26 protein-coding genes and 1 pseudogene are annotated in these 25,928 nt (G+C 72.0%); 14 read left to right on the top strand and 13 right to left on the bottom strand.

What is annotated here, in order from left to right; translation table 11 throughout:
- The first annotated feature begins 132 nt into the window (after nt 1-132).
- The gene (locus ACFYO9_RS30380) at nt 133-480 is read left to right on the top strand and encodes an EF-hand domain-containing protein (RefSeq protein WP_358776506.1); all 348 of its coding nucleotides are present in this window, start codon (nt 133-135) and stop codon (nt 478-480) included.
- Between the two features lie 220 nt (nt 481-700).
- Nucleotides 701-1,369: a hypothetical protein gene (locus tag ACFYO9_RS30375; RefSeq protein ID WP_355815402.1), complete on the top strand. Its 669-nt coding sequence runs from the start codon at nt 701-703 to the stop codon at nt 1,367-1,369.
- 37 nt (nt 1,370-1,406) lie between these two features.
- Here ACFYO9_RS30375 and ACFYO9_RS30370 read toward each other — a convergent pair whose 3' ends face one another.
- The 4 genes from ACFYO9_RS30370 to ACFYO9_RS30355 all read right to left on the bottom strand — a co-directional run bounded on the left by ACFYO9_RS30370 (nt 1,407) and on the right by ACFYO9_RS30355 (nt 4,877).
- Nucleotides 1,407-2,033, bottom strand: a complete 627-nt coding sequence (locus ACFYO9_RS30370; RefSeq protein WP_358776504.1) for a TOPRIM nucleotidyl transferase/hydrolase domain-containing protein — start codon at nt 2,031-2,033, stop codon at nt 1,407-1,409.
- A 94-nt stretch (nt 2,034-2,127) separates the two neighbouring features.
- The gene (locus ACFYO9_RS30365; protein WP_358776502.1) at nt 2,128-3,282 is read right to left on the bottom strand and encodes a serine hydrolase domain-containing protein; all 1,155 of its coding nucleotides are present in this window, start codon (nt 3,280-3,282) and stop codon (nt 2,128-2,130) included.
- Nucleotides 3,283-3,378: 96 nt separating this feature from the next.
- Entirely contained in the window at nt 3,379-3,945 is a 567-nt protein-coding gene (locus tag ACFYO9_RS30360; protein ID WP_358776500.1) for a putative immunity protein, read from the bottom strand.
- A gap of 110 nt (nt 3,946-4,055) precedes the next feature.
- Nucleotides 4,056-4,877, bottom strand: a complete 822-nt coding sequence (locus ACFYO9_RS30355) for a methyltransferase domain-containing protein (protein ID WP_358776498.1) — start codon at nt 4,875-4,877, stop codon at nt 4,056-4,058.
- 362 nt (nt 4,878-5,239) lie between these two features.
- Between ACFYO9_RS30355 and ACFYO9_RS30350 the strand changes: the two genes are divergently transcribed.
- The 3 genes and pseudogenes from ACFYO9_RS30350 to ACFYO9_RS30340 form a co-directional block, all read left to right on the top strand.
- Nucleotides 5,240-5,827, top strand: a complete 588-nt coding sequence (locus ACFYO9_RS30350) for a hypothetical protein (RefSeq protein WP_388666709.1) — start codon at nt 5,240-5,242, stop codon at nt 5,825-5,827.
- On the top strand, nt 5,824-6,195 hold the full coding sequence (locus ACFYO9_RS30345; protein WP_358776495.1) for a peptidase inhibitor family I36 protein: 372 nt from the start codon (nt 5,824-5,826) through the stop codon (nt 6,193-6,195). The genes ACFYO9_RS30350 and ACFYO9_RS30345 overlap by 4 nt, the downstream gene beginning before the upstream one ends.
- A 6-nt stretch (nt 6,196-6,201) precedes the next feature.
- Nucleotides 6,202-6,450 (top strand): annotated as a pseudogene (locus tag ACFYO9_RS30340) (cupin domain-containing protein); the annotation flags it as partial.
- A 109-nt stretch (nt 6,451-6,559) separates the two neighbouring features.
- On the opposite strand, the gene ACFYO9_RS30335 reads toward ACFYO9_RS30340, so the two are convergent.
- Nucleotides 6,560-7,003, bottom strand: coding sequence for an Lrp/AsnC family transcriptional regulator (locus ACFYO9_RS30335; protein ID WP_358776582.1), 444 nt, complete (start codon nt 7,001-7,003; stop codon nt 6,560-6,562).
- An 86-nt stretch (nt 7,004-7,089) separates the two neighbouring features.
- Here ACFYO9_RS30335 and ACFYO9_RS30330 point away from each other — a divergent pair, with 86 nt between their 5' ends.
- Nucleotides 7,090-8,016, top strand: a complete 927-nt coding sequence (locus tag ACFYO9_RS30330; RefSeq protein ID WP_358776493.1) for an SMP-30/gluconolactonase/LRE family protein — start codon at nt 7,090-7,092, stop codon at nt 8,014-8,016.
- A gap of 28 nt (nt 8,017-8,044) precedes the next feature.
- Here ACFYO9_RS30330 and ACFYO9_RS30325 read toward each other — a convergent pair whose 3' ends face one another.
- Nucleotides 8,045-9,496, bottom strand: a complete 1,452-nt coding sequence (locus ACFYO9_RS30325) for an MFS transporter (protein WP_355815424.1) — start codon at nt 9,494-9,496, stop codon at nt 8,045-8,047.
- Nucleotides 9,493-10,440 (bottom strand): nucleoside hydrolase, encoded by a 948-nt coding sequence (locus ACFYO9_RS30320; RefSeq protein ID WP_355815427.1) that lies wholly within the window; start codon nt 10,438-10,440, stop codon nt 9,493-9,495. Before ACFYO9_RS30320 ends, ACFYO9_RS30325 begins: the two co-directional genes overlap by 4 nt.
- A 267-nt stretch (nt 10,441-10,707) precedes the next feature.
- Between ACFYO9_RS30320 and ACFYO9_RS30315 the strand changes: the two genes are divergently transcribed.
- Both ACFYO9_RS30315 and ACFYO9_RS30310 read left to right on the top strand, forming a co-directional pair.
- A complete protein-coding gene (locus ACFYO9_RS30315) occupies nt 10,708-11,814 on the top strand; it encodes a LacI family DNA-binding transcriptional regulator (RefSeq protein ID WP_358776491.1) in 1,107 nt (368 codons plus the stop codon).
- A gap of 129 nt (nt 11,815-11,943) precedes the next feature.
- The gene (locus tag ACFYO9_RS30310; protein WP_358776489.1) at nt 11,944-12,477 is read left to right on the top strand and encodes a DinB family protein; all 534 of its coding nucleotides are present in this window, start codon (nt 11,944-11,946) and stop codon (nt 12,475-12,477) included.
- Between the two features lie 68 nt (nt 12,478-12,545).
- On the opposite strand, the gene ACFYO9_RS30305 is transcribed toward ACFYO9_RS30310, so the two are convergent.
- Nucleotides 12,546-13,922: a M64 family metallopeptidase gene (locus ACFYO9_RS30305; RefSeq protein WP_355815436.1), complete on the bottom strand. Its 1,377-nt coding sequence runs from the start codon at nt 13,920-13,922 to the stop codon at nt 12,546-12,548.
- A gap of 149 nt (nt 13,923-14,071) precedes the next feature.
- Between ACFYO9_RS30305 and ACFYO9_RS30300 the strand changes: the two genes are divergently transcribed.
- The 4 genes from ACFYO9_RS30300 (at nt 14,072) to ACFYO9_RS30285 (ending at nt 20,012) form a co-directional block, all read left to right on the top strand.
- Nucleotides 14,072-15,535, top strand: coding sequence for a helix-turn-helix domain-containing protein (locus tag ACFYO9_RS30300; protein WP_388666707.1), 1,464 nt, complete (start codon nt 14,072-14,074; stop codon nt 15,533-15,535).
- 307 nt (nt 15,536-15,842) lie between these two features.
- On the top strand, nt 15,843-16,970 hold the full coding sequence (locus tag ACFYO9_RS30295; protein WP_358776487.1) for an FAD-binding oxidoreductase: 1,128 nt from the start codon (nt 15,843-15,845) through the stop codon (nt 16,968-16,970).
- 104 nt (nt 16,971-17,074) lie between these two features.
- Nucleotides 17,075-18,466 (top strand): 2-oxoadipate dioxygenase/decarboxylase family protein, encoded by a 1,392-nt coding sequence (locus ACFYO9_RS30290; RefSeq protein ID WP_358776580.1) that lies wholly within the window; start codon nt 17,075-17,077, stop codon nt 18,464-18,466.
- Between the two features lie 19 nt (nt 18,467-18,485).
- Complete coding sequence (locus ACFYO9_RS30285) at nt 18,486-20,012, top strand: aldehyde dehydrogenase family protein (protein WP_358776486.1); 1,527 nt, start codon at nt 18,486-18,488, stop codon at nt 20,010-20,012.
- 81 nt (nt 20,013-20,093) lie between these two features.
- Here the strand turns inward: ACFYO9_RS30285 and ACFYO9_RS30280 are convergent, their stop codons facing one another.
- From ACFYO9_RS30280 to ACFYO9_RS30270, 3 genes are all read right to left on the bottom strand, one after another.
- Nucleotides 20,094-20,471 (bottom strand): hypothetical protein, encoded by a 378-nt coding sequence (locus ACFYO9_RS30280; protein WP_358776484.1) that lies wholly within the window; start codon nt 20,469-20,471, stop codon nt 20,094-20,096.
- 178 nt (nt 20,472-20,649) lie between these two features.
- Nucleotides 20,650-22,374 (bottom strand): acyl-CoA dehydrogenase family protein, encoded by a 1,725-nt coding sequence (locus ACFYO9_RS30275; RefSeq protein ID WP_358776579.1) that lies wholly within the window; start codon nt 22,372-22,374, stop codon nt 20,650-20,652.
- A gap of 93 nt (nt 22,375-22,467) precedes the next feature.
- Nucleotides 22,468-23,031, bottom strand: coding sequence for a PadR family transcriptional regulator (locus tag ACFYO9_RS30270; RefSeq protein ID WP_358776482.1), 564 nt, complete (start codon nt 23,029-23,031; stop codon nt 22,468-22,470).
- A gap of 153 nt (nt 23,032-23,184) precedes the next feature.
- On the opposite strand from ACFYO9_RS30270, the gene ACFYO9_RS30265 reads away from it, so the two are divergent.
- Nucleotides 23,185-23,922 (top strand): alpha/beta fold hydrolase, encoded by a 738-nt coding sequence (locus ACFYO9_RS30265; protein WP_358776480.1) that lies wholly within the window; start codon nt 23,185-23,187, stop codon nt 23,920-23,922.
- A gap of 114 nt (nt 23,923-24,036) precedes the next feature.
- Here the strand turns inward: ACFYO9_RS30265 and ACFYO9_RS30260 are convergent, their stop codons facing one another.
- Nucleotides 24,037-24,543: an Rrf2 family transcriptional regulator gene (locus ACFYO9_RS30260; protein ID WP_358776478.1), complete on the bottom strand. Its 507-nt coding sequence runs from the start codon at nt 24,541-24,543 to the stop codon at nt 24,037-24,039.
- Between the two features lie 107 nt (nt 24,544-24,650).
- Here ACFYO9_RS30260 and ACFYO9_RS30255 point away from each other — a divergent pair, with 107 nt between their 5' ends.
- Entirely contained in the window at nt 24,651-25,391 is a 741-nt protein-coding gene (locus ACFYO9_RS30255) for an NAD(P)H-binding protein (RefSeq protein WP_358776476.1), read from the top strand.
- A gap of 1 nt (nt 25,392) precedes the next feature.
- Here the strand turns inward: ACFYO9_RS30255 and ACFYO9_RS30250 are convergent, their stop codons facing one another.
- Entirely contained in the window at nt 25,393-25,863 is a 471-nt protein-coding gene (locus ACFYO9_RS30250) for a peroxiredoxin (protein WP_355815459.1), read from the bottom strand.
- Between the last annotated feature and the right edge of the window lie 65 nt (nt 25,864-25,928).

Raw genomic sequence — 25,928 nt, 5'->3', positions numbered from 1 at the left:
TCTGCTGGAGCTGCCGGATGTGACGAGCCGGGCCGAGAAACTGCTGGCCGGCATGGGTGAGAGCCCTGACTCGCCGCGTGGCACCGCCGTGCTGCGGGGGGGGGACGGGCGTACTGGGATCGCCTCGCCGAGATGGCGGGTGTCGACGAGCACGGGAAGCTCACCGAGCAGGACTTCGTCGACACTCTCGTCCGGGCACGCGAGGCAGGGGTGCTCGACGAACTGGTGCGGCCGTCGGTCGAGGCGCATGTCGCCCTGGTGGACGGCGACGGCGACGGTGCCGTCAGCCTGGAGGAGTTCAAGCGGTCCCAGGCAGCTGTCGGGATGTCGGACGAGTCGGCCACCACCGCCTTCCACGCCCTGGACCGTGACGGCGACGAGCACGTGTCCGTGGACGAGTGGCAGAAGGCCGTCGTCGACTTCTACACGGGCGCGGAGGCCGACGGTCCCGGCAGCCTCATCATGGGCATGCGGGCCTAAGGGCGGTCGGCAGGCGGTGCGGCCCGGGGCGTCGCCGCGTACGGCCGTACGCGTACGGCCGTGGACACGGCGGCCTGACCGGCGCCGGCCCGGTTCCGTAGGCGAGCCCCGTCCGCCCCCCCCTGCGCCCCCGCTGCACCCTGGACGGGCCCCGGTGCCTCCTCGACGGTGGTCGCAGGACCACCCCGCAGCGCCGTTCCTGAAGGCTCCGGAGGCAACTGTGATCCACATCAGTGAGACCCTGGCTCTGCAGACCGTCGAGGAGTTCCTGACCCCCGACGAACTCTCCCAGCTCCGCAAGATCATGGACGTCGAGCAGCGCAGCACCGGTTGGACCCCGCGATTCCAGGCCGAGGTGCTTCCCGCGCCCGCTGCGGCCCAGGAGATCCTCGGGTTCGCCACCGAGCGGGCCCTGCCGGCGATCCGCCGGTCGATGCCTTCCATCGGCGCCGCGGCGCCGTGGGGTTACACCGAACTGGCTCCCGGCGCGGCGGTGCCCACCCATCTCGACGGGATCCCCGCGCCCGGCACCGCCCCCCGCCGTCTGGGGCGCCTCGGCGTCGTGCTCCAAGACGCGGAGCAGGGCGGCGAGTTCTACATCGAGACGACGTCCGGCACCAGCGTCTGGACCGGCGAGGTGGTAGGTGAAGCGGAAGGCTTCCTGCCCGGCACCCCGCTCACCCAGCGGCTCCCGCACGCGCCCTCTCCGGACACGCACGTGCACGACAGCGAACCCGCCTGGCTGCGAGCGGCACAGCGCACCCGCTGGATCACCGACGCCGGAGCGGGTACGGGTGTCGCCTACGGCTCCCAGGTCATCCACGGCGTGCTGCCCGTACGGGCAGGCCTGCTGCGGAAGTTCGTCACCGACCTGCTGGACACCCCGTAACGCGACCACCTGGTAGTACGTGACCTCGTCGGCGCCCTCACACGCTGGTGAGGAGGTCGTCGAGGGGGGCGGGTGCCTGCTCCGGGGCCAGCGCCTCCACCAGGAGGCGGCCGTAGCGGATCTTGCGGCCCTTCTTCGTGCCCAGGAAGCGCCGAAGCTGCTGTTCCCGGGGGCGGCCGTGTTGTGCGGGCTGGCGTACGAATGTCTGCCACGCCCGCAGGTCGCCCTCGACCCGGACGATCTCCTCGACCGTCTCGGTGCCCAGCGCGCGGATCAGCTCCTCCTCCAGGTCCGCGTCGCACACGTAGAAGTCCTCGTGCGGCGCGCCCGCCCGCTCCAAGCCCCTTTCGTAGAAGCCCTGTTCGTTCGCGTCGCACAGGCCCGTAAGGCGCAGACCCAGTCCGGGCGGGCCGAGGAGGGATGCGTAGCGGCCGATGCTCATCGCGCCGCCCATCGGCAGCACGCACACGCCTTCGGCGGCCAGGTCACGGCCGCGCCGTTCGGCCAGCGCCTCCACCGCCTCGAAGTCGCTCGGCCCCTCCAGCAACACCACGGTCCGCACCCCGAGTCGCCCGGCCAGATCCCCCGCCGCTGCATCGGCGCCGTCGGCACCGCCACTCGCCCACGCGCCGACCGCGTCCCGGAACGCCTTCATGTCCGCCATGGGGCGAGTCTGCACCTCCGGCGCCGGGACGGCACGGGATATTCCGCTCGCGAGGCGGCGGGCGGCAGACGACCGGCGGCACTCAACTCCGGTGTCAACCGGCCTGGATCTCCGCCGCGCTCCTCCAGAAGTCCCGCATCAGCGGTGTCGGCGTGGGGCTCTCCATGCCCACCTGCGTCAGCAGGATCGCGGCCGTGCCCCTGGACGGGACGATGTACGCGGTCGTCCCGGTGCCGCCCACCCAGCCGTAGCGGCCCGGGACGCTCCAGGGGTCGGCCGAGGTGACGTCGACCTGACCCCCGTAACCCCACCCCTGCCCCTCCAGGAAGAGGGTGGCCTTCTCCCGCTGTCCGGTGGTGAGGTGATTGGTCGTCATGCGGGCGACCGAGGCGGGGGTGAGAAGGCGTCGGCCTTCGCTCTCGCCGCCGTTGAGCAGCATGCGGGCGAAGGCCAGGTAGTCGTCGGCCGTGGAGGCGAGGCCGCCGCCACCCGACTGGAAGCGGGGCACGCTGCTCCACTCCCCCGCAGGCCCGTCCGCCAGTTGCAGGCCGCCCTCCGGAGCGGGGGTGTAGAAGGAGGTGAACCGGTGCCGCTTCGCCACCGGGACGTCGAAGGCCGTGTCTGTCATGCCGAGCGGCTCGAAGACGCGCTCCGCGAGGAAGTCGGCGAACGAGCGGCCCGAGGCGCGGGCGACCAGAATGCCCTGCAGGTCGGACGACGTCCCGTACAACCAGGCCGCGCCCGGCTGGTGCAGCATCGGCACCTCGGCGAGCCGCCGCAACCAGGTGTCCTGGTCCGGCCACCCCTGCAGGGCGCGTCCGTCCTTCTGCACGGTGAACAGGGCCTGCACCGCCGGGAGTCCGAAGTCGTAGGGGAAGCCCCAGCCGGTGCGGGAGGTGAGCAGGTCCTCGACCGTGATCGGCCGGGCCGCCGGGACGACGTCCTCGACCGGGGAGCCGGGGGTGCGCACCACGTCCGGCTTCGCCAGCTCCGGCAGCCATGTCTCGATGGGGGCGTCGAGGTCGAGTCGCCCCTCCTCCACCAGCATCAGGACGGCCGCGGCGGCGATCGGTTTGGTGATGGACGCGATACGGAAGATCGAGTCCCTGGCCATCGGGGCGGTGCCCGGCACGTCCATCGAGCCGACCGTGACCACGTCGACGTCGTCGCCGGTGCTCAACAGGCCGAGGGCGCCCGGCACCGTGCCGTTGGCCACGTAGTGCTGCAGGGTGTCGCGCAGAGCGTTCATCGGGCGGCCGGCCTTCCGGTCGTGGGGTGTGATCGTGTCGTCATGGGGACGACTCCCGCGGACACGGAAAGTCATCGGTGACGCAGGCGCGGACGGTCACGAAGGGTCGCGCGCGGCGCGCAGGGAACCGCGTGCGCGGAGGTCCGCGTCCAGCATGCGGATCAGGTCGCCGACCCGGCCCCCGCCGCCCGGCGCCGCCGGAAACCGTGCGAGCACGTCAACCACGGCGACGGTCGCCCGGGGTGCCGTTTGCCGCGCGTGTTCGGCGCCGACGATCCGGTCGTCCCCGGCGACCAGTTCGGCCGCTCTGGCCGCGTGCGCCCCGGCACCGAGGATGTGCTTGACCTGCGTGGCCTTGGCCAGGGGGTGCAGGTAGGCCGCGCCTGCGGCGGCCATCGCCGCCCGGGCCGCCTCGCGCGCGGCAGGCGTGTCCGTGTCGTTGGCGGCCTTGAGCGCGGCCCACGCCGTGTCGCGCAAGGACTTCCCGCGCTCGCCGCCCCGGGCGAACGCCCACGCCGCGTCGATCGCGTCGCGCGGGCGCGGATCGTCCGGTCGATCGGCCTCGAACACGTCGAGGACGGCCTCCGCGCACGCCGCGGCGAAGGCGGTGACCGCACGGAGATCCTGCTTGCTCAGGACGATGTCATCGGCTTCCGCCGCCATGCCGCTCTCCTCTCCCCTTCAGCCACCACCACGAGTTGCCCTCCACGACTGACCTCCACGACTTCCCCGCCACCACGGCTCCCCTGATCCACCGCCCCGATGCCCCGCCGCTACGGCCTGCGTCCCCACGCGGAGATCATCGGCGCGGTGGCGAGGTCGAGGGTCCCGGTGGCCACGTTCGCCAGGTGGCGGTCGATCTCCTCGTCGGTGGCCAGGCCTTCGGCCACGAGCAGCCGGCGGATCTGTCGTACGGTCGCGGCCTCCAGGACGACGCAGGCCGGCGACGTGATCGGGAAGTACGCGTCGGCCCGCACATCGTCCAGGCCGGCCTCGCGCAGCAGCCGGGGCAGGGTCCGCCCGTACGCGAGATCCGCGCCGCGCGCCGCCATCAACGCGCGGAAGCCGGACCGCAGCCGATTGGCGAGCCGCTGCTCGGGGCCCGACTCGTCCGGGCACAGCAGGGGTTGCAGCCCGGGGTCGGCGTCCTCAAGGAGCAGCCGGCCGCCCGGGCGCAGGGCCTGGACCATCCTGCGCAGCGCCTCGGCGCGGTCGGCGACGTGGACGAGGACGAGACGGGCGTGGACGAGGTCGAAGCCGCCGGGCGGCGGCGGGTCGGCGGCCACGTCGTGGCGCAGCACCTCGATCGCGCCGCCCGCGATGCCGCGGGTCCAGGACACGTCGATGTCGGTGGCGACCACGGCTCCGGTGGGCCCGACGCGCTCGGCCAGTCCGAGGGGTACGGACGGGCCGCCGGCGCCGATCTCCCAGCACCGCATGCCCGCCGTGAGGCCGAGCCTGTCGATGTGCCGGAACGTGACCGGGTCGAACAGCTCGCTGAGCGCCTCGAACCGGATTCCCGCCTCGGATTGCCGGTTGTCCAGCAGGTACCCCTGATCCACCCGGTGCCCGTGATCCGTGTCGTGGTCAGCCATGGGGCGATTCTGACAGAGGGGCGGCAGGCCGCCGATTGTCCGGTGTGTCATAGGTCACCCCGTATGCGGCGGTCGGTCCGGAACAACCCGGGACCGAGCGTCGTTCTTTCAGGTGTGGCTGCGGAGGGGACAGTGTCCCCGGGCCTCACCTATAGCCCATGGGGACGATCGTTCGGCTGAAGCCCCATGGAGCCTTTCGCCGAGAGGCGACCGCCCTCCGCGTGCCACCTTTCACGGCCCCGGCTGGTCTCCCCCGTCCAGCCGGGGTCTTTGATCTTTTCTGAGCGGGACGCCCGCCACGCTCACGGATGACGTCGGGCGAAACACCGTGCCCCGCGCGGCCTTCACACCGTTCACCGCAGGTGAAGCGCCAGCAGAGGGAGCCGAGGACCGAGCCCGTGGCCCCCGCCTCCAGGAAGCCGGGAGCGCGCCGGGCGGCGACCCTGCTCCCCCTCCTCTGCTTGCCGTTGACCGGCTGCTCGTCCGGCACGCCCGAGCCGGCACCGGCACCGGCACCGGACGAGGTGATCAAGGCAGCCACACAGGTGCTCACGGACGCCTGTCTCACGCACCGGGGACTCACCCCGCCCCGCCCCGGTCGGAGCTCACCCCCGGCAGATGAGCGGCGGATCGCCGCCGCCCTGTTCGGCACCGGACCGGCGGAACTGTCCCTCACCCTGCCCACCGGGTATGCCGTACGCGCTCACACCGACGGATGCCTCGGCGCCGCTCAGCAACAGCTCTACGGCGATCAGCGCCGCTGGTTCCGCGTCTCGGTCATCGTCAACAACCTCGGACCCGAGGCCGACCACACCCATTGCACCTTGAACGAGGTCTGCGGCCGGCACCGCGCCGACATCGCGGACTGGAAGCGCATGCGCAGCCGTGCGCTCGCCGAAGCGACCACCGTGCTCAACCAGCCTTCACCCCAAGGAGACACCCCTCGATGAAGCGCCTCACCGTTCTGCTCGCCACCGCCGTCCTCTCCACCGCCGCGGTCCTGGCCAACGCCGCCGCCTCGCAGGCGGCCGACTGCCGACGCGGCTACTTCTGTGTCTGGACCCACGCGAACTTCGACGGCATGAAGATCGAGCACTCGGGCGACGACCGCTGGTGGGAGGGTGACATGTCCAACCAGGACTCCTCCTGGGCCAACCACGGGGTCTCCGGCCCCGGCGTCAAGGACCACGTCAAGGTCTACGACGGACGCGAGCTCACGGGCAGGGTCACCCTCTGCCTCGCGCCCGGCCAGGAGGTCGGCTACAACAGCGGCGCCAACGACAAGGGCAGCTCCCACACGTGGACCTCGGGTTGCTGAATTGACCACCGCTCCACCTTCGCCAAGGGCGCGGTCGGCGCTCCCGCGCATTTCCACACCAGAGCGTCGGAGATGTTCTTCGTCGTCGACGGCGCCCTCCAGGTGTTGGTCGACGACGAGGTGAAGCTCCTGGAGAAGGGCGACTTCCTGCCGGTGCCGCCGCACACCCCGCACGCCTTCGCCGCGGCGCCGGGCCGGGAGGCGGACGTGCAGTTCGTCTGCAGCCCGGGCATGCCTCGCTTCGACCATCTGCGAGCTCGACCTCGTCCGACGGCTCGAGGACCGTGACGTCACGCACCTCCGCTACCGGGTGCGGCGGCCCGAGAAGCCCGCGTGAAGACGCTTTCGCGCGATGGAGTGCGGATCAGTCGGGGAGAGGTGACACCGGGCGCTCGAAGAACGTCTCGAGGGAGACCGTGGCGTGCGTGCCGCTGACGCCCTCGATCGCGTACAACCGCCTCAGCACGTCCTGGAGTTGGGCGGTCGTCCCGGTGCGGACCTTGACCAGGATCGACGCGCTGCCGGCAATGACGTGCGCCTCCTGTATCTCGGGGATGGCCGCGAACGCGTCCGCGGACTCCCCCATCCACGCCGTCGAGTCGACCATCACGAAGGCCAGCACCCCGCGGTCGAGCGCCGCGGGGTCCACCTCGACGGTGGTGCGCCGGATGACCCCGCGCTCGCGGAGCTTGCGCACCCGCTCGTGGGCGGCGCCCGCGGAGAGGCCGGCGCCCTTGCCGAGTGCGGCGTACGAGATGGTCGCGTCCTCTTGGAGGAGAGCGATCAGCCGGCGGTCCACGTCATCCACATTCACCATGGTGCAACCATACAGCGTTCTGGCATAGTCATGATCGACCGAACAACATTCACACAAACACCCACCAAGGGGCATCCATGTCCGGCAACGACAGCACCTCTCCGTACGAGATCCTGGACGAGCGGTTCCGTACCGGGCGGTGTGCGAACGGGGACAACCGGCTCGAGAAGCTGTACGGGGACTGCCGGTGGGCCGAGGGGCCGCTGTACCTGCCCGCCTGGCGTCAGCTGATCTGGAGCGACATCCCGAACGATCGGCTGCTGCGCTGGGACGAGACGGCCGGCGGCGTCACGGTCTTCCGCTCCCCCGCCGGGCACGTCAACGGCAACACGATCGACCGCGAGGGCCGGCTGATCAGCTGTGAGCAGGGCAATCGCCGGGTCACCCGCACCGAGCCCGACGGCCGGATCACCGTGCTCGCCGACCGGTACGACGGCAAGCGGCTGAACAGCCCGAACGACGCGGTCGTCCGCTCCGACGGCTCGGTGTGGTTCTCGGACCCGGACTTCGGGATCACCAGCGACTACGAGGGTTTCCGCGCCGAGCCCGAGATCGACGGCCTCAACGTGTACCGGATCGATCCGTCCACGGGCGAGGTGCGGCTGGTCGCGGACGGCTTCGGGGCGCCGAACGGCCTCGTCTTCTCGCCGGACGAGCGGCAGTTGTACGTGTCGGACACGCGGGGCGGTTGCATCCGGGTCTTCGACGTGCGCGAGGACGGCACGCTGTCCGACGGGAAGGTCTTCGCCGAGGCGAAGGACGGCGTCAGCCGGTTCGACAACATCCGCTTCGACGACGGCGGCCGGTTGTGGGCCGCCGCCATCGCGGGAGGCGTGCACTGCTACGACCCCGACGGCACCCTCATCGGGCGGCTGCGGGTGCCCGAGCCGGTGTCCAACATCGCCTTCGGCGGGCCGAAGAACAACCGGCTCTTCATCACGGCCACCACCTCGCTCTACTCGCTGGTGATGTCCGTGACCGGGCTGCCGAGGGTGCGCGCCTGACCGGCCGCCCGGCCGCCGGCGCGCGCGCTCACTCCGTGGCTTCCGCCTCCACCGGCTTGGGGATGAGGAAGGACGTCGCGAAGGCCGCCGCGATGAGGACGACTCCGGCGATCATGCCTGCCGTGTACCCCGCGGGCGAGGTCTTGTCCGCCGGTTCCGCGGCGGTCTGCACGGCGTACAGGACGGCGAAGCTGAGCCCCGCGCCCAGGTTGAAGGCGCCCGCGTTCAGCCCCGGCAGGAAGCCCGGGTTCTCCTTCGGGGAGAGCACGATGCCGAGTCCGTTGAGGACGATGTTGCCCACACCCGCGTAGGTGACGCCGATGAGGACCGAGGCGAGCAGGAGCAGCAGCCGCGAGTCGGCGTGCAGCGTGAACAGCATCAGGGCGACCGTCACCGCCGAGCCGATGAGCCCGAGGCGCAGGATGCGGCCGTAGCCGTACGTGGCGGCGAGGCGTCCGGCGAGCGGGCCCATGGCCAGGCCCGCGAGGGCGTACGGCGTCAGGGTCCACCAGGCGGACTGCTCGGCGCCCATGCCGAAGCCTGCCTGGGCGTCCTGGGCGAAGGCGGGGATCATGCCGTTCATCACGGCGAAGACGCCGGTCATGGTGAGGACCGTGGTGAGCAGCAGCGCCCAGGTGGAGCGCCGGCGCAGGTGCCGGGTGGCGACCAGGGGGTGGCTGCTGCGGTCCTCGGTGCGCCAGAACAGGGCGAAGGCGACGGCCGTGACGACGAACAGGGCGACGACGAGGATCCAGTTCGCGGCGCCGAGCTTGCCCGCCTCGTTCAGGGCGATCAGGGCCGCGCCGACGGAGATGACCAGGAGGGTGACTCCGGGCCAGTCCATGCGGGTGTCGGTGGCGCCGGCGGCCTTGGACTCGGGGGTGAGGGTGGCGACGAGGAGCGCGGCGATCGCGGCCACGCCGGCCATCGCCCAGAACACCGCGCCGAAGCCGTAGTGGTCGGACAGGAAGCCGCCCGCGAGGGAGTCGAGACCGGCGATGCCGCCGTTGACGGCGGTGATGACACCGAGCAGGGTGCCGTACTTCTTCGGCTCGTGGACCTCGTTGCGCAGCATGATGAGGCAGAGCGGCACGGTGGGTCCGGAGATGCCCTGGATGACGCGTCCCGCGAAGAGCATCGGCACGCTCTCGGCGAGCGCGGCGACCACACAGCCGACGACCATGAGCGCCAGCATCCCGGCGAGCACCTTGCGGCGGCCGACGAGGTCGCCGAGGCGCGGCAGGAAGAGCGAGAAGAGCGCGGCCGAGGTGAAGAACGCGGTCTGGGTCAGGCCGACCTCGGCGGAGGTCGCCCCGAGGGAGTCCTCGATGTTCTTCAGGGCGGGGCTGAGCATGCTCGCGTTGAGCTGGAAGGCGAAGCAGGCCGCGAGGAGCGCGGCGACCAGGACCCCGATGCGCACCGGCCGGGAGGCGCGGGGGCCGCCGGGCGCGGCGGCGGGTTCGGTGAGGGAGGCGTTCATGCGCGCACGTCGCCGATCCGCTCGAGCGCGTCCACGATCAGGTCCCAGAAGCGCTGGTGGTCCAGGTCGACGGCGACCTGGGTGTGGCAGTCCTCGGGAGCGATGGCGCGCAGGTCCGTCACGGTCATGCCGAGCGTGAGGGTGCCGGTGAGCTCGATGTCCACGGGGGCCTTGCGGACCGTCATGACACTGGGGTCGATGACGTAGGCGACGGCGCACGGGTCGTGGACGGGCGGGGCGTCGAAGCCCTGGGCCTCCAGGTACATGGCGCCGAAGAAGTCGAGGAGCTCGTTGACGAAGAGGGCGGGGGCGGTGCCGACCTTGCCGATGCGCTCGACGACCTCGGGGGTGGCGAGGGCCTGGTGGGTGAGGTCCAGGCCGACCATGGTGACCGGCCAGCTCTCGTTGAAGACGATGTGCGCGGCCTCGGGGTCGATCTTGATGTTGAACTCGGCGACCGGGCTCCAGTTGCCCGTGTGGTAGCCGCCGCCCATGAGCACGACCTCGCGGACCCGCTCGACGATGCGGGGCTCCTTGCGGGCGGCCAGGGCGATGTTGGTCAGGCCGGCGGTGGGCACGATGGTGATCTCGCCGGGCTCGTGCGCCATGACCGTGTCGATGATGAGGTCCACGGCGTGCCGCTCGTCGAGGGCCAGGGTCGGCTCGGGCATGACGGGGCCGTCGATGCCGCTCTCGCCGTGGATGTCCGGGGCGGTCTCGACGTCGCGTACGAGGGGACGGGGGCAGCCCGCGGCGAAGGGGACGCCGGTGATGTTCGCGATGCGGGCCACCGAGAGGGCGTTGCGGGTGACCTTCTCCAGGGTCTGGTTGCCTACCACGGTGGTGACGGCGACCAGCTCGACATCCGGGTTGCCGTGCGCCAGGAGCATGGCGATCGCGTCGTCATGTCCGGGGTCGCAGTCCAGGATGATCTTTCGGGGCATCGCGGAACCTCTTTGTTCGGCTGAGCGTCGCCGCACGTGCGGCGACGCTCGGGAAAACGTTCTCCCAAGACTGTGTGCACCGGCGCGAATTATGTCAATGGTCAACGACACACCCCAGCAAACTCGCCCGGAACGGACAGCGGTCCGGGGCCCGACGGCCTACACAGAAATGGGCCAACCGGGAGAATACGCCTGGAAAATCGGGCCTGGTGACGGCGGTGGGCCGCTGATAACGTTTGCCGAAACCTATCGGAGGGTGGGCGCGGCGTGGCCGACGTAACGCTGAGAGATGTGGCCCGGGCCACCGGCTGCTCCGTCGCCACGGTCTCCCGGGTCCTGGCCGGCACGCGCCCCGTCGGCGCCGAGACCGCCCGGCGCGTGCGCGAGGCCGCCGAAGCGCTCGGATACCGTCCCAACCACGCCGCCCGCGCGCTGCGCAGCCGCTCGACCGGCACGGTCGGCCTGGTCCTGCCGCAGATCACGAACCCCTTCTACCCCACGCTGGTACGGGAGTTGACGCACGCCCTGCACGCCGAGGGCCGGGCCGTGCTGCTGGCCGACTGCGACGACGACCCGACGGCCGAGGCGGAGTACATCGCCGACCTCCTGGGCCGCCGGGTCGACGCGCTCCTGGTGATTCCGGCGCACGAGGAGCGCAGCAGGGAGGCGGTGACGGCGGCGGCGGAACGGGTCCCGCTCATCCTCATGGACCGTGGCTGCGGGCCGGCGGTCGCCGACTCCGTGGCGGTCGACAACGCCGCGGGCATGGCCCTGGTCCTCGACCACCTGGCGGCGACGGGCCGCCGCCGGATCTGTTTCCTCGGCGCCGCCGGGACGGCCTCGGCCGCGGCCGAGCGGCGCGCGGCCTACGCGGCGGGGGCCTGCGCGCTCGATCCCGGAGCGCCGGAGCGGGTGGCCCTCGGCGACTTCTCCGTGGAGTGGGGCAGGGCCGCGGTCGACGAGGTGTGGCCCGCGCGGCCCGACGCGCTGGTCTGCGCCAACGACCTGATCGCGATCGGGGCACTGCAACGCCTGCAGCAGCTCGGCGCCGATGTGCCGGGCGAGGTCGCGGTCACCGGTTTCGACGACATCCCGATGGCGGCGCTCTCCGCGCCGGGCATCACGACGGTCCGCCAGCCAGTGGCCGAGCTGGCGGCGGAGGCGGCACGGCTGTTGGGTCGACGTCTTGGCGGGGGCTCGGGGGCGGCGGGGGCCGGCGCCGGTGCGGGTATCGGTGCGGGGGCCGGCGTCGGTGCCGGGGCGCGGCATGCGATTCGGCTGGCGCCCGAGCTCGTCGTACGAGAGTCGAGCGAGTGCGGGGGTGTGGCCTCCGTACGCGGGGATGTGGGTCGGCAGCGGATTCCTGCTCCCTAGGTGGTGCGGCGTAGGGAGGGCTGCGGATGGTGCCGTGTAGGGCGGGCTGCGCAGGTCGTGCTTCCTGGAGCCTGCCTCTCGGTGTCGGAGGTGCGTGCGCTCGGCTAGTGGCCGCGCTACGTTCGCGGGATGCAGCAGCCCCCGGACAAAGTTCCCGCTCCTCTCGACGGGCCGGCCGTGGACGTCTCCGACGCCCGCGAACTCCTCCTCGGCTATCTGGACTGGTACCGCAAGGCCCTGATGCGAAAGCTCGCCGGCCTGTCCGACGACCAGCTCCGTGCGCCTGTGGAACCGCTGGGCTGGTCGCCGCTCGGCCTGGTCCAGCATCTCGGCTGGGTCGAACGCCGTTGGATGCGGTGGGGGTTCGACGCCCAGGACGTCGTTGCCTATCCCGCCGGCGAAGACGCCGAGGAGTGGACGATCGTGCCCGGCACGTCCGCCGCACAGGTCGTCGCCGCCTACGAAGCAGAGGTGGCCATGGCGAACTCCCTGGTCGCCGATGCCGTGTTGACCGACAAGGCGCGTCTCGGAGGCCGCTTCAAGACGCCCGACCAAGCACCCTCCCTCGGCCGGATCCTCTTCCACCTTCTCCAGGAGTACGCCCGGCACGCCGGGCACCTCGACATCGCGCGCGAACTCGTCGACGGCCGGACCGGCGAGTGAGTCGTCAGCAGCGCCGCTCCTCGACCTCGCGCGGGACGGCCCCGTGGGTCGCCCCGCGCTTCAGTCCGTCAGCGGCGCACCTTCCACGTCAGGGTGTTCGTCAGCAGGGTGCGCAGGGCCGGGTCGCGGATCGCCTTGGTCGGGTCCGTGGCGCGGAGTGACAGCGTGTGGGGGCGGCCGTCGGCCGGTGTGCCCAGGGAGCGGGGTGTCACCGTGGCGTCGCCTCTCGCCTTTTTGGCCTCGCGGCCGTCCACGCTCCAGCGCAGTTGGATGCCGTCCGCCGCCCGCACCCGGACCTTGTCGCCGCGCCGCACCGCACGGTCCGTGGGGGTCTGCGCGGTGACCACGGACGCGTGCCGGTGAAAGCCCGCGATCATGGCCTCGCGGCCGGGCAGGTTGAACTCGCGGCCGAGCGTCCGCATGATCGAGTCCTCCGTCGGGCGGTAGAGACCGCGCGGGTAGTACCCGCCGCCCTCGTACGCGCCGACCGTGCCGCCGTCCGGCGAGGTCTGGCCGATCCACCGGTACCACTTCTTCTGCTGCGCGGTGAGTTCGTCGGCCGTCAGCTTGCTGGTGTTGGCCTCCCAGGGCTCGGCGCCCGTGTACGTGCCGTACTCGTCGTACCAGTACTCGTCGGCCAGCTTGCCCAGCGAGTGGCCGGTCTCGTGGACGGCGACCTGGTCGGACTGTGCGTTGTCCGAGGAGGCGGTGGCGATGCCGTCGTAGCCGGACGGCGAGGTGATGTCGTTGTAGCCGGCGCCGCCGTACTTGGAGGAGTTGCCGAGGACGATGACCAGGTCGGGGTCCTCGGCCTTCGTCGCGTACGACTCGACCTTGTTGGTGTCCACGCACAGCAGGCGTTCGATGCCGTCGCAGAAGAAGGCCGACCCGAGGGCGGTGTCCTTGACGACGTCGGTCGTCGGGTCGCCGGAGACGCCGGACTGCCGGGAGACCGCGTCCACCGCCCACACGTTGAAGAGGCCCTTGTACGAGGCGTACGGCTCGACGGCCGAGATCTTCGCCCACTTGGCGCGCACGTCGGCGTGGAAGTCCTCCTGCTGCGAGGCGGTGTAGCCGTCGCCGATGAAGACGACGTCGAGCTTGTCGGCGGTCGGCCCGGCCTGCACGATCGGGACGACGTCTCCGTCGCCCTTGATCTTCGCGCGCTGCTTCGCGGACAGCGCCCGGGGCGCGGTGACCTGGGTGTGCCGGGGGTGGGCGTCGGGGCCGGTGAAGTACTCGACGCGCTGGGTCTGCGAGGCGGTCGGTTGCGGATCGGGATCCGCAGCGGTGGCGGTGCCCGCGGGGCCCATGGTGACGGCCGCCGCGGTGAGCGCGATGCCCGCGGCCAGGGCGATGCGCAGCGGAGTGCGTCTGGCACGGCCGGGTGTTCCGGGTCCTCCAGCTGCTCCGGGTGCTCCGGGTATTCGGTGTGTGGGGGGCATGGGCGTCCTTCCGAAGTCCGCGATATAAATGGCGGGTTAAGCGGGGTTAAGGCGCGGATCAACGTAGAGGCTTCCGAGGCGCCAGGCAATGGGTGTGCGTCAAGTTGCCAGTGTGGTCAGTGAAGTGACGTACGTACGGAGAGGCAGCGGTGGCTCAGAACGTTCCCCAGGAGGGACCCCCCGAGGGCGTACGGCCCGACGGCCCGGCCGAGATCGGACGGCGCGTCCTGCGGTTGCGAGGTGAACGCGGCCTGACGCAGCGGCAGTTGGCCGAGCCCGCCTACACGCCCGCGTACGTCTCCACCCTGGAGTCGGGCAAGGTACGGCCCTCCGAGGCCGCGCTGCGCCATCTCGCCGAGCGCCTCGGTGTCGGCTACGAGGAGCTGGCCACCGGCCGCCCCGCCCACCTGGCCGCCGGGCTGCGCCTACGGCTCACCGACGCCCGACGCGCCCTGGCCACCGGCGCGCCCGAGGACGCCGCCGAGCTCTACCGCACCCTGTACGAGGAGGCCCTCGCCCACACGCTCACCCAGGAGCAGGCCGACGCGCTCCTCGGCCTCGGCGACTGCCTCCTGGAAGCCGGTGAACTCGCCGACGCCCGCGACCGTTTCGCCGCCGCGGAACACCTCCTCGCCGATGAGCCGCTGCCGCGCCGCGTGCCCGCCATCAGGGGCCGCGCCACCGCCCACCTCCTCACCGGCGAACTCCGGTACGCCTGCTACCTCTTGGAAAGCACCCTCGATGAACTGAACGCCGCCGGACTGCACGACCCGGAGGCGCTGCTCCTCCTCTACACGGCGTCCATCGCCCCCTATATGGACATGGGCGCCCACGCCCGGGCCGCGCACGCCGCCGAGCTGGCCCTCGCGCTGGCCCCGCGCGTCGACGACCCGGCGCTGGTCGCGGGCATGCACCGCGGGGTGGCCCGTACGCTCATCGCCGAGGGCCGCATCGCCGAAGCCGACGCCTCGCTCACCAAGGCGCAGGAGCTCTACCGCCATCTGCACATCCGTACCGAACTCGCGCACTGCCATTGGATGCGCGGCTATGTCCACGCGCAGGACGGCGACTTGGAGCGCGCCGAGAACGAACTGCGCACGGCGCGCGAGATTCTCGCCTCCAAACGGGCCGCGCTCTTCACCGAACAGGTGGAGGTCGAGCTGGCCGATGTGCTGCGGCGCCGCGGCAAGACCGAGGAGGCGGAGGCTCTCCTGCGACCGCTGCTGCTCACCTCCGGCGCCGACGACATGGGCGGGACCGAAACGGACGAGGCCCTCGCGGTCGAGGCCGGCGGGGACGAGACCGGTGCGGGGACGCTCGGCGCCCGGCGCGGGGCGGTGCACGCGGGCGGTGCGCACCGGCTGCTCGGGCTGATCGCCGAGGAACGCGGCGACACGGAACGTGCCGAGGAGCACTACTGCGCCGCGCTCTCCCTCCTCGAACGCTCCAGTGCGGTGGGCGACTTGGCCGATCTCTGTCGCCTCCTCGGCGACTTGCTGCGGCGCACCGGACGGGTGGAGGCCGCGATGGACGCGTACCGCACGGGGCTCGGACACCGGGCCGCGCCGGGTACGACGACGCTGGGGCCCGCGCCCGCCGCTCCCCTCATGTGAGTCGCCCGCAGAAGCCCGGTAGGGAACCGGACCCCGTGAGGCAGGATGCGGTGACCGCTCATGGACGCCGGCGGGCGGTGTGCTGCACCATGGCGGGCAGACAGCTGTTCAGCGTTCCGCGTCACGCCATGACAGTCCAGGCCAACGCCTGGAAGGGAGCGGCCACTTGGCCTCGCCGGCCCCCGCACCACAGCCCACGTCGTCGCCCTCCTCACCGTCCTCACCGTCTTCGCCGTCCTCGTCGCCCTCACCGCCTCCCTCCCCCGCTTCCGGCGCGTACCGCGCCCTCCCCGACACGGCCGACGTCGTGATTGTCGGTGGTGGTGTGATGGGCGCGAGCATCGCCTTTCACCTCGCCGAGGCGGGCGTACGCCGCATCGTCGTCGTCGAGCGCGGCGAACTGGCCGGCGGCAGCTCGGGGAAGCCGATCGGCGGTGTGCGGGCGCAGTTCTCCGATCCCCTCAACATCGAGTTGGGCCAACGGAGTCTGCGGGCGTTCCGCGACTTCCCGGACCGTCCCGGCGCGGACATCGGACTGCGGACCGTCGGCTATCTCTTCCTGCTGACCAGCGCCGGCCAGGCCGCGGAGTTCGCGGACAGCGTGCGGACGCAGAACGCTCTCGGCGTCCCGAGCCGCATGATCGGCCCCGCCGAGGCCCGGGCCCTCTGCCCCTACCTCAGCACCGAGGGCCTGGTGGCCGCCGTGTACTCGCCCGACGACGGGCACGCGCGACCCGCACACGTCGTCCGCGGGTACGCGCGCGCCGCGGCGCGGGCCGGTGCCGTGATCGCGACGCACACGTCCGTCGTCGGCATGGACACCGCCGGGGACCGCGTCACCGTCGTCCACACCGACCGCGGCTCGGTGACCTGCTCTGCGGTGGTCTGCGCGGCCGGCGCCTGGTCCGCGCGGATCGGCTCCATGGTCGGCGTCGAACTGCCGGTGCGGCCACTGCGCCGCCAACTCGCCTTCACTGTGCCCCTGTTGCCCGCCGCGCCGCGCATCCCCTTCACGATCGACTTCACGTCATCGGCGTACTTCCACAACAGCGACGACGGGCTGCTGTTCGGGCTCGCGGACCCCGCGCAGAGGGAGGGCTTCGACACCACGTGGACGCCGGAGTGGCTCGACCTGTTCCGGGCGGTGGCACGGCGCAGGGCGCCCGCCCTCGCGGAGCTGGCGACCGCCGGGGGCTGGGCGGGCCTCTACGAGGTGACTCCGGACCACAACGCCCTGATCGGCCGCTGCACCTCGCCGGTCAACTTCCTCTACGCGACCGGGTTTTCCGGCCACGGGTTCCTCCAGGCACCCGCGGTCGGCGAGATCGTGCGCGATCTGTATCTGGGCAGGACACCCTGCGTCGACGTCACCCCACTCGGCGCCGACCGGTTCCGTACCGGGACGCGGAGCCGCCCGGAGGCCCACGTGGTGTGAGCCGAGCGATGTGAAGCGTGTGACGCGTGACGTGTGGCGTGTGTCATGTGTCGTGCGATGTGGGCTGAGCCCCGAACCGAACCGGAAGGACGGTCTCCGTGCCGATGGTCGAGCAGTGGCAGCTGCGCGCCGCGTTCGCCGCGCGACTCTCGCGCATGTACGGGCGTGAAGTCCCCGCGTACACCACGCTGGTGGACGTCTCGCGCGAGGTCAACGAGGACGTGCTGCGCACGCGGGGAGCCGACGCCGAGCGTCTCGGGGCCATCGCCCGCGTCACCGCCGAGCGGCACGGCGCCATCCGGGTCGGCACCCCGCAGGAGCTGGGGCAGGTGGCGCGCGTGTTCGGCGCCCTGGGCATGCGCCCGGTGGGCTTCTACGACCTGCGCGACACTCCCGGCAGTACGCTGCCCGTGGTGTCGACGGCGTTCCGACCCGTGGCCGAGGACGAGTTGGCCCGTAATCCGTTCCGCGTCTTCACCTCCATGCTCACCGTCTCGGACGCACGCTTCTTCGACCCGGAGCTGCGCTCGCGGCTGACCGCGTTCCTCGCCGGACGTGAGCTGTTCGGGCCGGAGCTGCTGGCCCTGGCCGACCGGGCGGAGGCGGAACAGGAGTTGCCCGCCCCGGACGCCGAGCGGTTCCTCGAACTGGCCGTGGAGACCTTCGAGTTGTCCGCCGAGCCCATCGACGCGGACTGGTACGCGGCGCTGGAGCGGGTCTCCGCCGTGGCCGCGGACATCGGCGGCGTGCGCAGCACCCACATCAACCACCTCACCCCGCGCGTCCTGGACATCGACGAGCTCTACCGGCGCATGACCGGGTACGGCATCGAGATGATCGACACCATCCAGGGGCCGCCGCGCTGGGACGGGCCGGACGTCCTGTTGCGGCAGACCTCCTTCCGGGCGCTCGCCGAGCCACGGGCCCTGCGCGCCGCGGACGGCAGCGTGACCGAGGGCGCGCTGCGGGTGCGGTTCGGTGAGGTCGAGGCCCGCGGCATCGCCCTCACCCGCGAGGGCCGTGCGCTGTACGACCGGTTGCTCGCCCTCGTCGACGAGCGGGCCGCCGGCCGGACCGCGGCCGAACGCTCCGAGGTCGCCCGCGCCGTATGGACCGAGCACCTTCCCGAGACGGAACACGGCTTGGCCAGTCGGGAGTTGGGGTTCTTCACCTACCACCCCGCCGTGCCCGACCGCCCCGCGGACGGTGGCCGCCCGCCGGCCGATCTCGGCGGGCTCCTGGACCAGGGCTGGCTGCGGGCCGAGCCGATCGTGTACGAGGACTTCCTGCCCCGGTCGGCCGCCGGCATCTTCCGGTCCAACCTCGGCGAGGCGGGATCCCGGCACAGCGGGCAGGAAGGCAGTGCGTACGACGCCGGGCGGCTCTCCGAGGCGATGGGCCGGGACGTCCTCGACCCCTACACGCTGTACGAGCGGCAACGCGACCGCTCCCTCGCCCGACTACCGCGCGACCTGCGCCCCCAGGCCGTCTCATGACCGCAGTCCAGGGAGTCTCATGACCATCGTCGTGCCCGCCACCGACGCGCTGCGCACCCGTGCCCGCGCCGCGCTCGACCGTGTCGGCGTCGCTCTCCCCGAGGGCGACGCGCTCCGGGCCCGTACCCCGATCACCGGCGAGGAGCTCTTCGGTCTTGCCGTGCCGGACGCGGCCGGGACCGAGGCGGCGCTCGCCGCGGCCCGCGCCGCGTTCCTCACCTGGCGGGCCACGCCTGCCCAGCGCCGGGGCGAACTGGTGCGGCGGCTCGGTGAGTTGCTGCGTGAGCATCAGGAGGACCTGGCCGACCTGATCAGCGTCGAAGCGGGCAAGATCCGCTCCGAGGCGCTCGGCGAGGTCCAGGAGATGGTCGACATCTGCGATTTCGCCGTGGGCCTGTCCCGGCAGCTCTACGGCCGCACCATCGCATCAGAACGTCCTGGGCACCGGTTGGCGGAGAGCTGGCATCCGCTCGGCGTCGTCGGTGTCATCTCCGCGTTCAACTTCCCGGCCGCCGTCTGGTCGTGGAACACCGCGGTCGCTCTGGTCTGCGGTGACACCATGGTGTGGAAGCCCTCGGAGCTGACCCCGCTCATCTCACTGGCCTGCGACCGTCTGCTCGCCCGGGCCGCCGAGGATGTCGGGGCGCCCCGCGACGTGCACCGGCTGCTGCTCGGCGACCGGGCCGTCGGCGAGCGGCTCGTGGACGATCCGCGCGTCGCGTTGGTCAGCGCCACCGGTTCGACCCGCATGGGGCGCGAGGTCGGCCCGCGCGTGGCCGCCCGCTTCGGCCGCTGTCTGCTGGAACTCGGCGGCAACAACGCGGCGGTCGTCGCGCCGTCCGCCGACCTCGAACTCGCCGTGCGGGGCATCGTGTTCGCCGCGGCCGGCACCGCGGGGCAGCGCTGCACGACGCTGCGGCGGCTCATCGTGCACCGCGACGTCGCCGACACACTCACCGAGCGCCTGACGGCCGCGTACCGGAAGTTGCCCGTCGGCGACCCCTTCGACGACGGCACGCTGGTCGGTCCGCTGATCTCCACGCGGGCGCTGGACGCGATGCAGGGGGCGCTCGACCGGGTGCGCGGCGAGGGCGGCGAGCTCCTCGCGGGCGGCGCCCGCCGATCGGTCCCGGCCGCGCCGCACGCCGCGTACGTCGAGCCGGCCGTGGTGCGCGTCCCCCGGCAGAGCGACACCGTCCGCGAGGAGACCTTCGCGCCGCTCCTGTACGTCCTGACGTACGACACGTTCGAGGAGGCGATGGCCCTGCACAACGACGTGCCCCAGGGCCTGTCGTCGAGCATCTTCACCCGCGACCAGCAGGAGGCCGAGCGGTTCCTGTCGTCGGAGGGCTCCGACTGCGGCATCGCCAACGTGAACATCGGGACGTCGGGAGCGGAGATCGGGGGCGCGTTCGGCGGCGAGAAGGAGACCGGCGGCGGCCGCGAGTCGGGGTCCGACGCGTGGCGGGCGTACATGCGCCCGGCCACGAACACAGTCAACTATTCGAGCCACCTCTCCCACGCCCAGAACGTCAGCTTTCTCTGAACGACCGTGCCTGTGGCGGGAGTTGGGCCTGCTGCCCGGGCCCCGCCCGCTCGACCGCGCTACGTCCGCGCTACGTCCGCGCTACGTCAGGACGAGGGGCACGGTGACGGTGAGGTGTTCGTCGGTGGTGGGCACGGCGGCGAGGGCGTTCATCCGGGCTGCGAGGTGGCCGATCACCCGGCCCGTCAGTTCCTCGTCCCACTCCGCGGTGCCCTCCGGCGGCAGCCGCGACTCCGCCTCCGCGGGCGGGTTGCCGCCGAGAAAGCGCGCGGTGTCCTTGTTGACGACCCAGCAGGCCAGTGCGATCTTCGCCTGCCCGGGTGCCGCCCACTGCGCGCGGACGTGCGCGCACATGGTGAAGTCGTCCCCGCCGAAGGTGACCGTCGTGGCGAACGGCCTGCCTCGGGGATACTGCCGCAGCAGTTCGAGCACCGCAGGCTCCACGACGGCTCTCGCCATAGGTTCCGTGTACACGGTCTGCCCCCCCCTGTCGGGTCCGGCCTTCAGCATCCCAGACGAAGCCTGCGAGAGGCGCCTGTCGGCAGCGGGCGCTCCAGGAGGAGTGGACGGCCGATCGTGGTGTCTCCCGCTGTGCGGCGGGAGACACCACGATCAATTGGCGGTCCTGGCAGCGGAGTTACGGCGCCATCTCGTACGTCCCCGCCAGCGCCTCGACCCGCTCCCACACCCGCGCGAAGCGGGCGTCGTCGACGACCGGGCGGCGTACCGCGCCCAGCGCCCAGGCCTGCTGCTGCTCCGTGGCGGAGTCCTTCCCGTGCAGCTCGACGGCGTGCGCGGAGAAGTCCCGTACCAGGACGGCGAAGAGCTCGTCGAGGACGTCCTCGGGCAGGTCGGTCAGGCGGGCCTGCTCCAGGATCAGTTGGCCGTGCACCACCAGGGCGAACAGCTGGCCGACGGCGAGGAGCAGGTCGAGGTCGCGGCTCTGCTTCTCGTCGGGCGCGGCCGTGGTGACGAACTCGCAGAGGGCGTCGGCCTGTTCGCGGAAGCGGGCGACGTTGGGCAGCTCGGCGTAGGCGTCGAAGGCGGTGCGCCAGTCGTGGAAGCGGATGGCGCCGAGGCCGCGGGCCGGGCCCTGCTCGAAGAGGAAGGCGTCGTCGGCCGCGTCGAGGCGGGTCGGCACCGTCTCGTACTCGGCCGGGTTCAGCAGGTGGTTGCCCATGAACTTCAGGATCAGGGCGAGGTTGACGTGGACCGTGCCCTCCAGCTTCGGCAGGCCGCGGATCTCGACGGCGGCCTGCGCGAAGTAGTTGTCCTTCTCGAAGCCCTTGGCGGCGATGACGTCCCACATCAGGTCGATGACCTTCTCGCCCTCGGTGGTCACCTTCATCTTCGTCATGGGGTTGAAGAGGAGGTAGCGCCGGTCGTCGGGGCTCGCCGAGCGGAAGTAGTCCACGGCGCGGTCGCTGAACAGCTTCATTCCGACGAGGCGCACGTAGGCGTCGGTGAGTTCGCGGCGCACGTGCGGGAAGGCGGTGACGGGCCGGCCGTAGAGGATGCGGCCCGTGGCGTGGGTGACGGCCTCGTACATCGCGTGTTCGCAGATGCCGATGGAGGCGGTGCAGAGGTTGAACTTGCCGACGTTGACGGTGTTCAGCGCGGCGTCGAAGGCGGCACGGCCGGTGTGCAGGACGTCCTTCGGGCCGACCGGGTAGTCCTCCAGGCGGAACTCGCTGACGTACTTGGAGGAGTCGACGACGTTCTTGACCAGGTGGTACGCCTCGTGGCGGCTGTCGGCGGCGAAGAAGACGTAGCCGTCGGGGCCCTCGACGTCGGTGCGGCGGCCGAACACGGAGACGAGACCCGCGGCGTTGCCGTTGCCGATGTAGTACTTGGACCCGGTCGCGCGGAAGCCGCCGGCACCGTCCGGTTCGAGGAGCATGTCGGTGGAGTAGATGTCGGCGCCGTGGGCCTTCTCGGACAGGCCGAACGCGAATACCTCGCCCTGGTCGAGGAGTTCGGCCGCGCGGGCGCGGGCCGCCGCGTTGTCGCTCTGCCAGACCGGGCCGAGGCCGAGGATGGTCACCTGCCAGGCGTACCAGTAGTCGAGGCCGTAGAAGCCGAAGATCTCGTTGAGCGCGGCGATGCGGGCGGTGTCCCAGCGCTTGTCGCCCTGCCCCTCCCCCGCGGCGGCGGCCGGGGTAAGGAAGGTCGCGAAGAGGCCCTCCTCGGCGGAGAACGCGAGGAAGTCCGCGAGCCAGGCGCGGGTGCGGTAGTCCTCGATCAGCTTGCGCTTGCCGCGCGCCTCGAACCAGTCGACGGTGGCGCGCAGCAGCCTGCGGGTCTCCGCGTCGAAGTGCTGCGGGTCGTAGGTGTGCGGGTTGAACAGCAGCGCGTCGGCCATGCTCATCTGCCTTTCGGATGGGGGGCGTTGGGAGGGAGGGGTGAGGGACGAGGCCCGGCTGGGGCGGAGTGGAGGGCCTGAGGGTGGGCCGGTTCAGCGTTCGGCACCGAGTAGGCGGAGGGTGGCGAGCACGTCGTCGAGCCAGTCGAGCGTCATGCGTTCGTACGCGATGCCGCCGCGCAGCACGACGTGCTGGAGTTCCCGTCCGACGTCCGGTGTCTTCGGGGCCGGGGCCTCGGGTCCGGTGAAGTCGCGCCGCTCCCCCGCGAGATAGTGGGCGAGCCGGTCGGCGTGTGCCTTGCGGTGCCGCTCCACCTCGTGGATGAGCGAGGCCGGGTCGTCGAAGGCGGCGCCGCGGATCTTCACGGCGAGCTCGTGCCGGACGCTCTCGGGTTCGATCGGCTCCTGTAGCCACCGCGAGAGCACCGTCCGCCCGAGGGCGGCCACCGAGTACTCCTTCTTGTCCGGCCGGTCCTGCTGCGCCACCTCGCGGGCGGCGATCCAGCCGTCGCTCTCCATGCGCTTGAGGACACGGTAGATCTGCTGATGTGTGGCGGCCCAGAAGTAGCCGATGGACCGGTCGAACCGCCGGGCCAGCTCGTATCCGGAGCCCGGCTTCTCCAGCAGGGAGACGAGGATCGCGTGCTCAAGCGCCATGCCCGAATCCTTCTATGCAACTAGTTGCATAGACAAGCCGCGCCGGGCAGGTGAGACACGGCTCACGACGGCCCGCTGCTCGCCCGCCTAAGACGGCGACGAACCCCGCGACAACGCCGGGCCTGTCGCGGTGCGCGCCGCTACGCTCGCCCGATGGACGACATCGCAGTGGTGCGTACCGGCTCGGGGCCCGAGGTCCTGCTCGTGCACGGCGGCGCAGGGCCGCGGACGACGTGGGGCGGACTGTCTGCGCTGGGCGAGCGGTGGACACTGGCGTACGTCCATCGGCGCGGCTATCCGCCGAGTCCCGCGCCGCGGGCGGGGCAGGACTTCGAGGTGGACGCCCTGGACCTGGCACCGCTGCTCGCCGGCCGGCCGCACGTCGTCGCCCACTCCTACGGCACCCTCGGGACGTTGGCCGCGGTCGCGGCCGCACCGGGCGGCGTGCGCTCGCTCACCCTGATCGAGCCGCCGCTCGCCTTCCTCGTACCGGACGACCCTGATGTGGCGCGGCTCCTGCGCGTCGGCGACGCGGTCCTCACCCACGGCATGGACACCGACCCGGCCGAGCTGCGCGAGTTCCTCCGCCTCGCGGGCGCCCCCGTCGACGACGGCCCGCTCCCGGACGCAGTGATCGCCGGGGTCCGTCGGGCGCAGGGGGCCCGGCTGCCCGGCGAAGCGCGTCCAGCGCTCGATCGCATCCGCCGGGCCCGCGTCCCGGTGCTCGTCGCCTCGGGAGACCACACGGCCGCGCACGAGCGGATGTGTGACGCCCTCGCGGTCGCGCTCGACGGCGAGCGCGCCGTACACCCGGGCGCCGGGCACTTCGTCGCCGCGGCACCGGGCTTCGCCGACCGGCTCGACACCTTCCTGCGCGAGAGCGAGACCTGACGCCCTCACGCCCGCGGCCCGCGGCCCGCGGCACCCGGCATTCGGCATTCGGCATTCGGCAAGCGGCATTCGGCACACGGCATGCAGCGCCCCCTCCGTCACCGCCTCCCGCCGCTACCCCTCGCCACCGCCCTCCCCAGGGGCACCCCCCGTGTTCAGCCACGCCCCGATGCGGGGCAGGGCCTCAGGGCCGCTGTCCCGTCGCACCGATCCCACCAGGTCGGCGATGGTGACGCCCCGCAGGGACGCCCGCCAGGCGGCGTCGGCGGCGCCCATCGTGCGGGCGATGGGGCACTGCTTGGTGCAGTCCTCGGGCGGCGTGCCGAACGGACCGCGCTGACGGATCTCCGTACAGGTGAAGGCCGAGCTCGCCCCGTCCACGGCCTGGACCACGTCCAGGACGGTGATCTCAGCGGCGGCCCTGGTCAGGACGTACCCGCCCGTCTTGCCCTGGATCGACTTCACGAGCCCCGCCCGGGAGAGCGCCTGCATCTGCTTGGCCAGATAGCTGGGCGAGACGTCGTGCAGCTCCGCCAGGCGGGCCGCCGGGACCGGCTCGGTCGCCGCCGTGAGCACCACGCAGCAGTGCAGCGCCCACTCGACGCCACCGGACAGTTTCATGCGCCCTCCCGATTCATGCGCCCCCCGATTGACTCGGACACACAATATCCGAGTATTATCTCGGACATCAGGTATCCGAGTTTGAAGGTTCACAGGAGGGCCCCCTCATGAAGATCACGGTCATCGGCGGCACCGGACTGATCGGTTCCCAGCTCGTCACCCGGCTCCGCGGGGCCGGCCACGAGGCGACCCCCGCGTCCCTGTCGACCGGCGTGGACCTGCTCACCGGCGCGGGACTCGACCAGGCGCTCGACGGCGCGGACACGGTCGTGAACGTGTCGAACTCGCCCACCTTCGACGAGGCCTCGCCGGAGTTCTTCCGCACCACCGTGGGTCAGCTGCTCGCCGCGGGAGAGCGGGCGGGCGTCCGCCATCAGGTCGCGCTGTCCATCGTCGGCGTCGACCAGGTGCCGCAGCTGGACTACTACCGCGCGAAGACGCTCCAGGAGGACCTCCTGAAGCAGGGGCCCACGCCGTACTCCATCGTGCGCGCGACGCAGTTCTTCGAATTCATGGACGCGGTCATGTCGTGGACCTCCGACGAGAGCACCGTCCGGCTGCCCGCCACGCCGGTCCGGCCCATCGCGACGGCCGACGTGGTCGCCGCCCTCGCCGACGTCACGACGGGGGCGCCGCTGAACGGCACGCTCGACGTCGTCGGCCCCGACACCTTCACCCTCGACGAGCTGGGCCGCGTCACGCTGGCGGCGCGCGAGGACGACCGCACGGTCGTCGTCGACGACAAGGCGGGCATGTTCGCCGCCGTCGACGGTGACGTCCTCGTCGGGGGCCGGGGCGCGCGCGTGGCGCCCACCCGCTACGAGGACTGGCTCGCCACGACCCGGTAGCTCAGCCCTCGCCAAGACGCCGCACGGCGGCCAGGGCACGGTCGGCGTGCGCGCTCATGCGCAGTTCGCTGCGGACCACTTCGGCGACGACGCGGCCTCGGCCGATGACGAAGGTGACGCGCTTGGTGGGCGCGAGCGAGAAGCCGCGCGTCACACCGAACCGGCCGCGCACCGCACCCTCGGGGTCCGAGAGCAGCGGGAACCCGAGGGTGTGCCGCTCCGTGAACTCGCGCTGCCTGTCCACCTCGTCGCCGCTGATCCCCACCGGTCGCGCGCCCGCGGCGCCGAACTCGGCGGCCAGGTCACGGAAGTGGCAGGCCTCGGCCGTGCAGCCGGGCGTCAGGGCCGCCGGGTAGAAGAAGAGCACCACGGGGCCATCCGCCAGGAGTTCGGAGAGCCGCCGGGGCGTGCCGGTCTCGTCCGGCAGCGTGAAGTCCTCGACGGTGTCCCCCACCGCCACGCGCGCCGTCATGCCCGACTCCCCTGCGACGTACGGTCCATCGGCGACACGATGCCTCCTCCAGTGGCGGGAGCGAA

It is taken from the genome of Streptomyces sp. NPDC005863, assembly GCF_042871345.1.
Taxonomy (GTDB): Bacteria; Actinomycetota; Actinomycetes; order Streptomycetales; family Streptomycetaceae; genus Streptomyces.
This window is presented reverse-complemented; position numbering and strand designations above follow the sequence as displayed.

Coding starts and splice junctions, on each gene's coding strand:
- ACFYO9_RS30380 (WP_358776506.1), top strand. CDS start 133: ATGGCGGGTGTCGACGAGCACGGGAAGCTCACCGAGCAGGACTTCGTC.
- ACFYO9_RS30370 (WP_358776504.1), bottom strand. CDS start 2,033: ATGGCGGACATGAAGGCGTTCCGGGACGCGGTCGGCGCGTGGGCGAGT.
- ACFYO9_RS30365 (WP_358776502.1), bottom strand. CDS start 3,282: ATGAACGCTCTGCGCGACACCCTGCAGCACTACGTGGCCAACGGCACG.
- ACFYO9_RS30360 (WP_358776500.1), bottom strand. CDS start 3,945: ATGGCGGCGGAAGCCGATGACATCGTCCTGAGCAAGCAGGATCTCCGT.
- ACFYO9_RS30355 (WP_358776498.1), bottom strand. CDS start 4,877: ATGGCTGACCACGACACGGATCACGGGCACCGGGTGGATCAGGGGTAC.
- ACFYO9_RS30345 (WP_358776495.1), top strand. CDS start 5,824: ATGAAGCGCCTCACCGTTCTGCTCGCCACCGCCGTCCTCTCCACCGCC.
- ACFYO9_RS30330 (WP_358776493.1), top strand. CDS start 7,090: ATGTCCGGCAACGACAGCACCTCTCCGTACGAGATCCTGGACGAGCGG.
- ACFYO9_RS30325 (WP_355815424.1), bottom strand. CDS start 9,496: ATGAACGCCTCCCTCACCGAACCCGCCGCCGCGCCCGGCGGCCCCCGC.
- ACFYO9_RS30320 (WP_355815427.1), bottom strand. CDS start 10,440: ATGCCCCGAAAGATCATCCTGGACTGCGACCCCGGACATGACGACGCG.
- ACFYO9_RS30310 (WP_358776489.1), top strand. CDS start 11,944: ATGCAGCAGCCCCCGGACAAAGTTCCCGCTCCTCTCGACGGGCCGGCC.
- ACFYO9_RS30305 (WP_355815436.1), bottom strand. CDS start 13,922: ATGCCCCCCACACACCGAATACCCGGAGCACCCGGAGCAGCTGGAGGA.
- ACFYO9_RS30290 (WP_358776580.1), top strand. CDS start 17,075: ATGGTCGAGCAGTGGCAGCTGCGCGCCGCGTTCGCCGCGCGACTCTCG.
- ACFYO9_RS30285 (WP_358776486.1), top strand. CDS start 18,486: ATGACCATCGTCGTGCCCGCCACCGACGCGCTGCGCACCCGTGCCCGC.
- ACFYO9_RS30280 (WP_358776484.1), bottom strand. CDS start 20,471: ATGGCGAGAGCCGTCGTGGAGCCTGCGGTGCTCGAACTGCTGCGGCAG.
- ACFYO9_RS30275 (WP_358776579.1), bottom strand. CDS start 22,374: ATGGCCGACGCGCTGCTGTTCAACCCGCACACCTACGACCCGCAGCAC.
- ACFYO9_RS30270 (WP_358776482.1), bottom strand. CDS start 23,031: ATGGCGCTTGAGCACGCGATCCTCGTCTCCCTGCTGGAGAAGCCGGGC.
- ACFYO9_RS30265 (WP_358776480.1), top strand. CDS start 23,185: ATGGACGACATCGCAGTGGTGCGTACCGGCTCGGGGCCCGAGGTCCTG.
- ACFYO9_RS30260 (WP_358776478.1), bottom strand. CDS start 24,543: ATGAAACTGTCCGGTGGCGTCGAGTGGGCGCTGCACTGCTGCGTGGTG.
- ACFYO9_RS30255 (WP_358776476.1), top strand. CDS start 24,651: ATGAAGATCACGGTCATCGGCGGCACCGGACTGATCGGTTCCCAGCTC.
- ACFYO9_RS30250 (WP_355815459.1), bottom strand. CDS start 25,863: ATGACGGCGCGCGTGGCGGTGGGGGACACCGTCGAGGACTTCACGCTG.